6 protein-coding genes and 1 pseudogene are annotated in these 7,629 nt (G+C 41.0%); 4 read left to right on the plus strand and 3 right to left on the minus strand.

Annotation, left to right across the window (positions count from 1 at the left end; genetic code table 11):
• Positions 1–109, plus strand: a pseudogene (locus VQ048_RS11590) (IS982 family transposase); the annotation flags it as partial.
• A 274-nt stretch (positions 110–383) separates the two neighbouring features.
• Positions 384–1,607: an SGBP N-terminal domain-containing protein gene (locus VQ048_RS11595; RefSeq protein ID WP_327611833.1), complete on the plus strand. Its 1,224-nt coding sequence runs from the start codon at positions 384–386 to the stop codon at positions 1,605–1,607.
• Positions 1,608–1,684: 77 nt separating this feature from the next.
• Here VQ048_RS11595 and VQ048_RS11600 read toward each other — a convergent pair whose 3' ends face one another.
• A complete protein-coding gene (locus VQ048_RS11600; protein WP_327611834.1) occupies positions 1,685–2,212 on the minus strand; it encodes a gamma carbonic anhydrase family protein in 528 nt (175 codons plus the stop codon).
• A 149-nt stretch (positions 2,213–2,361) separates the two neighbouring features.
• Here VQ048_RS11600 and VQ048_RS11605 point away from each other — a divergent pair, with 149 nt between their 5' ends.
• Both VQ048_RS11605 and hemH read left to right on the plus strand, forming a co-directional pair.
• On the plus strand, positions 2,362–3,240 hold the full coding sequence (locus tag VQ048_RS11605; RefSeq protein WP_327611835.1) for a NifU family protein: 879 nt from the start codon (positions 2,362–2,364) through the stop codon (positions 3,238–3,240).
• 50 nt (positions 3,241–3,290) lie between these two features.
• The gene (gene hemH / locus VQ048_RS11610; protein WP_327611836.1) at positions 3,291–4,343 is read left to right on the plus strand and encodes a ferrochelatase; all 1,053 of its coding nucleotides are present in this window, start codon (positions 3,291–3,293) and stop codon (positions 4,341–4,343) included.
• 64 nt (positions 4,344–4,407) lie between these two features.
• Here the strand turns inward: hemH and VQ048_RS11615 are convergent, their stop codons facing one another.
• Together VQ048_RS11615 and VQ048_RS11620 are read right to left on the minus strand one after the other, a co-directional pair.
• Positions 4,408–5,622, minus strand: coding sequence for a type IX secretion system plug protein (locus tag VQ048_RS11615; protein WP_327611837.1), 1,215 nt, complete (start codon positions 5,620–5,622; stop codon positions 4,408–4,410).
• A gap of 47 nt (positions 5,623–5,669) precedes the next feature.
• Positions 5,670–6,836, minus strand: coding sequence for a hypothetical protein (locus tag VQ048_RS11620; protein WP_327611838.1), 1,167 nt, complete (start codon positions 6,834–6,836; stop codon positions 5,670–5,672).
• Positions 6,837–7,629 lie beyond the last annotated feature (793 nt).

Here is a 7,629-nt window from a genome sequence, read left to right on the forward strand (position 1 = left end):
GCTAGCGACGAGGATAGTCTCGAAAATAACTTCTTTTACGATGATTCAATACCTCAATTTTTTCGTCTTCAAAAGAAGTTTGAACAAATTAAAAATTAATTTGTGCTAAATGCACAACAGGTTGTTTTCAATTTTATGGATGAAAATTATTCATTCTTCTATCGCTCCAAGTTAGTCGCTGTTGTTCCCTGGCAAAATTTGTTTAATCTTAATTTGATGATTTTTATTAGGTCAGAGGACGAAAAACAGCGGATTAACAAGGTTTATTTTCTTTTTGTTGTTGGTTGTCAGTGGTCAAGGGTTCGTTTCCTTGTTGGGAGGTATCTGTAATTTAGTTACATTTGTATCGGTTAAAATTGCAAAGTGCTAAAGAGATAAACGGGATGAAAAAGATAAGATTTATATTCCTTTTTGTGGTGCTGATTTCGGCTTGCGGTCTATTGGATTCCTGCGATAGGGAAACCCTGACCGAAACGAAAAAATCTTCCGAAAAGGAAATTGTATCGGTTTCGGTTAAAAATGCAAGCGCAAAGGTGGATAATACGAAATTTACCGTAGACGTTGAGATTCCGGCAAACGTTACGAATTTGAATTTGGAAACGACCATCAAAGTGTCTCCCATGGCCACTTTGGACGTGGATGAGACGAGCATTGTGAACTATGAAACTGTAAAAGCCTTTGTGGTAACGGCGGAGGATGGTACGCAGAGGAGCTATGCGGTTAATGTCCTCCGGCGGGAAGGGTTTCGGTTGGTAAAGTTAAAAGCGGAATACAATTACGAGGCATTGATTGATGAGGAAAATAAAACGCTGACTTTTTATATCAACAAAGATAAGACGAAGCAGTTTAATATTGTGCCGACGTTGGTGGTGGAGGTTTCCGACGGGGCGTCGTACAGAATTTCGTCGGGTTCTGGAAGCGTGGATGTGGAGAATCCGCCTTCGGTGGTTCTGATTAAAAGCGATAAAACAGAGGTGGAATACCAAGTGAGGGTTAAAAATTTCAACAATGTTGTTCAGTTGTTTTCGGTGCCGTACAATAATAAAGGGTACACGAATCTATATCCCCATGCGGTATCGGCTTATTTTGCAAGTCCGAGTATTAAAGCCGGTCTGACCGACCGGGACTTTATCGTAAGAATGCTGGAGACCGAAAACTTGTCCGCAAAAATCCCCCGTATAGTATTACCGATTAATGCCACGATTTCGCCCGCGCCCGACACGCCTCAGGATTTTAATCAGGATGTCGCCTATAAAATCACTTCGGAAGCAGGGACTGAAAATGCTTTTAAAGTAAGGGTGATAAAAGAGAAACTGATTATTTCGGGAGAAAGCATCGACGATAGAAGCAGCATTGAGGGACTGCATAACGGACGAGGCTTTTTTTACTACATTGCGGTTAGTAAAATTAAGACCATGAAATTTGTTGGGGTGGATCGCTCTTATGAGTTTACGACCGAGTTCAGCGATTATAAAAGTAATTTTTCGGAAGAAAACTATGTGACTTTTTCGGTCAACAGCACGGTGCCAGCCGGAAAATACCGATTGGTAGCTACGCTTGAAGACGGAAGCGTTGTTGAGACCTACTACCGACTAAGCGTGAAGTAGTCTGATGTTTTAAACGCAAAACCGCTCCTAAGCAAAAGAACAGCTTAGGGGCGGTTGTTTTTTTACCCAATGTGGGGTTAGGGGGTGGGTTCGTCTTTGTACCAGCCGGCGTATTTCACGTAGCTGTCGGCAATGCGGTTGACCTCTCCCTGAAGGAGCTCTTCGGAAATGGCTTTTATTTTTTTTGCGGGAATGCCGCCCCAGACTTCTCCGGACTTAATGTGTGTACCTTGTGTAACTACGGAACCGGCTCCTACGATGGAGTTGGACTCCACCACGCAGGCGTCCATGACGATGGCGCCCATACCGATGAGGACGTTGTCGTGAATGGTGCAACCGTGCACAATGGCGTTATGCCCTATGGAAACATTATTTCCGATATTCAGGGGGTGTTTTTGGTAGGTGCAGTGAAGCATGGCATTGTCCTGCACGTTGACTTTGTCGCCCAGTTTGATGGAATGGACGTCGCCTCGGAGGACGGCATTGTACCAAATACTGCATTGGCGTCCCATGGTAACGTCTCCGATGAGAGTGGCGGTTTCTGCTAAAAAAGTATCTTCTCCGATGGATGGGGTTTTACCGTTTAATGTTTTTACGAGGGCCATAGTGTTTGTTTTTTGGTTTTGAAAGAGGGGGCATTCTGCTTTTGGGGGCGAATTGGGGCACTGCAAAAAGACGATTGATAAAATCTAAATTACAACGCGCCACATCCCGTGGTATTTCCCTATTTTTGCAGTTCAAAAATACTTAAAAAATGCGACAAATACTTATCGAACCAACAGAAAATCCAAAGGTGATGAAGTTCGTGGCGGATTATACGCTGATTCCCGGGGCTTTGGAGTTGGATCGTTCTTCGGATATTTCGGAAATTCCTTTGGCGGAAGAATTGTTTAATTACCCTTTTGTGGATAAAATTTTCATTACGGCCAATTTTGTGGCGGTAGCCAAACAGGAGACGGTGGAATGGGAGCATGTGGCGGAAAGTTTGAAAAACGTTGTGGAAGATCAACTTTTGGAGAACCCTCGCATTTACCGAAAGAAGAAAAGGGAACTTTTCCCGATTTATGCAGAGATGACGCCTAATCCTGCGGTGATGAAATTTGTTTCCCAACGTTTTATCGTGGAGGGGTTTTTGGAGGTGAAATCAAAAGAGCAAGCCGAGGATGTGCCTTTGGCGAAAGCCATTTTGGACGAGTTCGATTTTGCCAAGGAGGTTTTTATTTCGGATAATTTTGTGGCGGTTACCAAGGACGATAGTGTGCAGTGGCACGAGGTTATGGTGGCGGTGCGTTCTTTTGTGGCGGAATATCTTCAGGCGGGGAATAAGGTCTCGAATATCGAGCCGCAGAAACATGAAAATCCGGTGGAGAAAATTTTGAATAGGGATTACACTGAGGACGAGCAGAAGATTTCTGACATTCTTGCGGAGTACGTGGCTCCTGCGGTGGAGAATGACGGCGGGAAAATATCGCTTTTGGAATACGACAAAGAAAGCAAAGTGGCTAAGATGCTTTTGCAGGGGGCTTGTGCGGGATGTCCGAGTTCCACGGCGACGCTTAAGGGAGGAATTGAAAATATTCTGAAGCAGTTTTTACCCGATTTGGTGGAGCGGGTGGAAGCCGTGAACGGCTAATTTTTATAATTTTATAATTTGTAATAAACTATAACTCAATTTTGGAAGATATGATTGATTCGCAAGCGGATCTGCAACGGAAGAAAGGCATTTTATTGGTGAATTTGGGTTCGCCTAAGTCAACCGCAGTCGAGGATGTGAAGACTTATCTCGACGAGTTTCTGATGGATGAAAAAGTCATTGATTACCGTTGGTTTTTCAGGGCTTTGCTGGTTCGCGGAATCATTTTGAAGACCCGCCCTGCCAAATCGGCGGAGGCTTATAAGACGGTTTGGACGGACAAAGGCTCCCCTTTGATTGTGATCACCGAGCAGATTGCGGACAAACTGCGCAAAGTGGTGGATGTTCCCGTGGAAATTGGGATGCGGTACGCCCAGCCCAGCATTGAGAGCGGAATCCAAAAACTTACGGCGCAAGGGGTAACGGATATTGTTTTGTTTCCTTTGTATCCGCAGTACGCCATGAGTACTACCGAAACGGTGATCGATAAAGCGGAGGAAGTGCGGAAGGCAAAGTTTCCACACGTTAAAATCGCTTACGTGGAACCCTTCTACCAAAGGGATATTTATGTGGATTGTTTGGCCGAAAGCATTCGGGAAAAATTGCCGGAGACGTACGATGCGATTCAGTTTTCGTACCATGGGGTTCCCGAGCGGCATCTTTACAAAACCGATCCTACGAAAACTTGCAAAATTGGAGACTGTTGCCATCAGGAGTGGAACCCTTCCCATAAATTTTGTTACCGCCACCAGTGTTTTAAATCCACCGCGTTGGTCATCGAAAAACTGGGGATTCCTAAGGCTAAAACCATTGTGTCGTTTCAATCCAGATTGGGCAAAGATAAGTGGATAGAACCTTATACGGACGAAACGTTGGAGGCCCTTCCTAAAAGAGGGGTTAAGCATTTGGCGGTGGTTTGTCCTGCGTTTGTTTCGGATTGTTTGGAGACGCTGGAAGAAATTGCGGTGGAAGGGAAGGAAGCGTTTTTGCATGCCGGAGGCGAGACGTTTCATTACATTCCTTGTCTGAATGACGAAGACCGATGGATTGAAGTGATTCGCCAGTTGTGTGAGGAAAAATTAAAAGATTTTTATTTGGTGTAAACCCAAACCGTTCCGTTCGGCTTTCAAAGAAAGCCGAACGGTTTTTTTAGGGAAAGCGGGCGGGCTATCTTACCGGAGGCCTTAGTTCGCCGTAACCGATGAGGCCGTCGTAATTGCGGTTGAACGGACGGTAGTAAAGAAAGGCTTGGTAGAGGTTTTCGGTTTGCCAAAAGTTACCGTTGATTTCCCCTAAGTTCATCTTTCCATCCGAGGTGGAAGTTGTTCCTAAGAGGTAGTTGTAAAAACCTTGTTTGAGGTAGATTTTAGCCGTGTACATTCGGTTTTTTTCATCGTAATGCATTTGGTTTTCTTCCGAAGGCTGGTAATTGTTGAACCCTCCTAAGACGTAGAGGTTTCTGTCCACGGGATCGGATTCCAAGGCGAAATGCACCCAGGTATAGTCGGCTTCTTTGTCGGCATTTCTCTCGATGCCCATGTCGTTTCGTCGAAAGTAAAAGGCCCCGTTAACGTCGGGCTGGTATTGGTAGTTTAAGGGAAAAGCCCAAACGGGATGCAGGTAAGTATGATGGACGCCCTCGTCATTTTCGTAATGCGCAACCATATCGGCAGGGAGAGTAAGATTCTTGTTGTCGAAATAGTAGAACTCGTTATACCCCGGAAAAACAAGATCCATTTGTTGGAAAAGAATGCGGTTGCCCAATGAAGAAGAAGGCCGTCGGTCGCTGAGAATACTGTTCCAGTTGTTGTTTTGGATAAGGCTTAAAGACAGAGAGTTAAGGTTGCTGTTGAGGCGGTCGTTGGTGGGAATGGCGGCTACTTCAAGCCTTTGGTTGGCTTCCGGATTTTTGGAATTGTTTATTCTGGAAAGATTTAAAGCGAGTGAAGCCCCGTCCTCTACAACACAAAAACGTCTGGAAAAGAGAGGCTTTTGAGGCGAATCTTTATAAACCACAATTTCGTAGTTGCCCGAAATTTTGGGGCGTATCTTGTCGTTGGGGAATTCTAAGGTGTAGTGCGTGTAAGGCTGGCTGGTGTTGAAAGAATACTGCATTTGGTCAATCAAACCGTTGAGAGGCCCTTCGGCAAACTCCGTGTAAAAAAGCCCGTCTTCTCCCCAGTTTCGGTCGTAGTGCTTCAGGGTATAGCGGAAAATGGTGCTCGCATTGGAAAGATCATCAAAACGAAGAATCAGACGCTCATCGAATCGAATGACCGGCGTTTGATCGTTGGTCTGAGGGTTAAAAAGCTGGATGCTCCGTAAATCTTGCGCCTGATACCCAACCGATAAACAAAGCATTAAAAACAAAAGTCTTTTCATAAAGACGAAGATAAACAAAATAGAAATAAAAATCCGGAGATTTATAGTTATTGCTCATTGATAAAGAGTTGTTCTTCTGTTGATAGGAGATTTTGGCTATCTTTAGTTACTTTGTTCGGAATATAAAATAGTAAATCTTTATTAGATATATCCATGCGATTTTGTAAAGTATAATCAGACGCTACTTCCTTACCAGTGGTAAAAATCACTTCACGGATTCTTCTAAAATCTTGATCTTTTCCATCCTTAGTTAATGTGCCTTTCTGTGTAAGTGTAAACTTAGCAGGAAAGAATTTTTTATCCTTTTTGTAGTAATCATAAGTAGTTACAACTGATTTTGTATCAATCATCATTTTACCATTACTTGATTTATATGTTCTTTCAGATTTATCATAGGTTTGTTCAACTTCCATATGGCTAATCGCACCACTTTCTTTATCAACAACAAAATTACCTTTGAAAGTCGCTCCCTTTTTTGCAATTGCTTCAGAATAAAATGAAAATTTCTTTAAAGTCTCATCTTGATATATTAGCTGAGTTTTTACAGGTATTTTATCTAATCCAAATTGTAATATTGCAAATTCCCCATTTAAAAACATTCGTCCATTAAACCACGAAAGCGCACGCTTATTTGTAAATTCTTTGAAGTTAATTTCAGAGTTATCAATCTTGTAATATTTTACTTTGTCAAGTCCTATTTGAATGTATTTATCGACATTTCCTGTTATAGTCATCCCTACGGCATTCATAGCAGCATAGAGATTAATATCCGAAACTAAAAGACTATTTATTTTCCCATTGATTATTAATTTTTCTTTATAATCGGCTTCATACAAATGAGGAAAAGTATTGTAGAATTTATTGTAATTTTCATATAAATTTTTAATAAATGCATTGAAATCCAATTTTGTTATTGTTACCTCTTCAATCTGTTTATAAGAGGGCTTTAATAAAATTGCATTTTTAATTTTACTTAAATCTTCAATGTGTATTGTTTCATAGAATGGAACTTCTATTGTAGACTCTGATAGCGAATTAATTTCGGGCAAAACAAAAACACCATCTTCGTTGCTATAATATATTTGGTTATTTGAAAGTAATTTTGCATTCGTTATTGGGGCTTTAGTTTCTTCATCAAGAATCTTTACTTTAGTTTGTGAAGATGTGATTACGCCAAATAATGAAAGAAAAATAACAGTTAGTATTTTGTTCATATTTTAAAATTATTTATTAAAATAAATAAGATCTCCTTTCAGAGACTATTAAATTAGAAGATCGTCTAAGAAACAGTAGCAATTGGAACCGTTCCAGGTTGAGGACCATCCCCAGCAGGCGCATCTGCCGCTGCAGTCATTTCAAATCTCTGTTCAAGTTCCTCCATTTGGAAATCGTTAAGTAGTTCGCTTTTTTCCAACTCTTTCTCAATCTGAGATAAATTTTCTGTGTTCTATAATTTTTTTTAAATTTAAGGGTAAATATATAATTATTTCTTAAAAAAGCAATTAATTTAAAAGTATTCCTTTTCCCAGATTGAAATTTTAATAAATTTGTTACAATAACAACACAAGTTAATATCATGGCTTCAATTTTCGAAACAGGTCACGCCAAAAACGTAGCGAACCTACAGAAGCTAACCGAGTAAGTAATCGTTTACACGCTTTACAACCCGCCTGTTGACAACCTAAAGGTTGCAAATCTGCAACCCCTTTACATAACCGCTTCCGCAAAACTTAACGAAGAAGTCTCCCCAGGTCAATAAGCTTACCCCCTTCCTCATTAATCGGATAATCCTTCCCAAAAACCTTTAAGAAACCCCAAAATATGTTCCCTAAATAACACCCCTAAAACACCCAGTATAATAATATACAGAATATATTTTTTTCTCATTTTAAAAATTATTAGATTCAACTTATAAAAGTAACTTTCCGTTGTTATTAATAGTTTTCAAATATACTTGTTTTGGACTTAAAAATCCAAATCTTTTGCGTGGTCTTGTATTCAAAATTT

The organism is Bergeyella anatis, from assembly GCF_036016955.1.
Classification (GTDB): Bacteria; Bacteroidota; Bacteroidia; order Flavobacteriales; family Weeksellaceae; genus JAYWXI01.